Origin of the sequence: Shigella sp. FC1544 (assembly GCF_001722145.1) — a bacterium.
GTDB classification, from domain to species: Bacteria; Pseudomonadota; Gammaproteobacteria; order Enterobacterales; family Enterobacteriaceae; genus Escherichia; species Escherichia coli.
The window spans coordinates 1-1,408 of sequence record NZ_MECT01000298.1; the positions used below are offsets into that span (position 1 = coordinate 1).

General features: G+C 51.9%; 2 protein-coding genes and 2 pseudogenes. 1 reads left to right on the plus strand and 3 read right to left on the minus strand.

Annotated features, from left to right (window positions below; all coding sequences use genetic code 11):
* From BGK49_RS14570 to BGK49_RS14580, 3 genes and pseudogenes are all read right to left on the minus strand, one after another.
* Positions 1-244 (minus strand): transposase (locus tag BGK49_RS14570; RefSeq protein WP_000567704.1); only part of this gene is annotated, 244 nt, incomplete at its 3' end.
* A 91-nt stretch (positions 245-335) separates the two neighbouring features.
* Positions 336-548: pseudogene (locus BGK49_RS14575) on the minus strand (mannitol dehydrogenase family protein); the annotation flags it as partial.
* A 229-nt stretch (positions 549-777) separates the two neighbouring features.
* A pseudogene (locus tag BGK49_RS14580) lies at positions 778-1,206 on the minus strand (PTS sugar transporter subunit IIA); the annotation flags it as partial.
* A 55-nt stretch (positions 1,207-1,261) separates the two neighbouring features.
* Between BGK49_RS14580 and BGK49_RS27330 the strand changes: the two are divergent.
* A partial coding sequence (locus BGK49_RS27330) for an IS1 family transposase (protein ID WP_001393286.1) occupies positions 1,262-1,408 on the plus strand: 147 nt, incomplete at its 3' end.

Below are 1,408 nucleotides of genomic sequence, written 5' to 3' on the forward strand. Positions count from 1 at the left end.
CTTTAATCTGCTTCATGGCGGCAGCAAGTTCAGAGGCAGGAACAACCTGTTCTCCGGCGGCCACAGCAGTAAGACTTCCTTCCTGGTATTGCTTACGCCAGAGAAATAACTGGCTGGCTGCTACACCATGTTGCCGGGCAACGAGGGAGACCGTCATCCCCGGTTCAAAGCTCTGCTGAACAATTGCGATCTTTTCCTGTGTGGTACGCCGTCTGCGTTTCTCCGGCCCTAAGACATCAATCATCTGTACTCCAATGACTAGTCTAAAAACTAGTATTAAGACTATCACTTATTTAAGTGATACTGGTTGTCTGGAGATTCAGGGGGCCAGTCTAATCACCAATGCTGCTGACAGCATTGACGCCGGAAACGGTATCTACCTGCTCGGTTTCACCAACCACATGAACCTGATAGCTATGACGGGCATTCAGGGCATCAAGTACCACCTGATTGACATCGGCAAACGTCAGTTGGATACCCGCGTCTGCCAGCAGTTTACCGATAAAGCCACGACCGATATTACCTGCGCCAAAATGTAATGCTTTCATAGTATTAACCTTCATCAATGTTTTTACCCGAGAGGGCTGGGGTGAGGCTTTTCCCTCACCCAAACCCTCTCCGTGAGGAGAGGGGCAGCGCCGGATGCGGCGTAAGCGCCTTATCCGGCCTACAAGAACGTGCAAATTCAACAAATCGTGATGCATCCTGTAGGCCTGATAAGCGTAGCGCATCAGGCAATTAACCCCACCTTCTCCATGTGGAGAGGGTGGGATTGGATTACTTACGACCTGCCAACAGTTCCAGCACTTCATCCACGCTGGTGGTGTGTGCCAGACGCTCGATGACGGACTCATCATCCAGTGCATTGGTCAGGCTGGTGATAACCTGAATGTGCTCGTTGTTACGGGCTGCAATACCAATCACCAGACGGGCAATGTCATCTTCCTCTTCACCGAAGCGCACGCCTTCCGGGTACTGGCAGAACACCACGCCCGTTTTCAGTACGCGATCTTTCGCTTCAACCGTACCGTGTGGCACCGCGATAGACTCACCCAGATAAGTCGGGGTCAGTTTTTCACGATCCAGCATCGCCTGAACGTATTCCGGCTCAACGTAACCGCCTTTCACCAGCTGCTCGCCAGCAAAACGAATCGCTTCTTCTTTGGTTGCTGCTTTGCGACCGAGGAAGATGTTCTCCGCGCCCAGGGTGATGCTGCCAACTTACTGATTTAGTGTATGATGGTGTTTTTGAGGTGCTCCAGTGGCTTCTGTTTCTATCAGCTGTCCCTCCTGTTCAGCTACTGACGGGGTGGTGCGTAACGGCAAAAGCACTGCCGGACATCAGCGCTATCTCTGCTCTCACTGCCGTAAAACATGGCAACTGCAGTTCACTTACACCGCTTCTCAA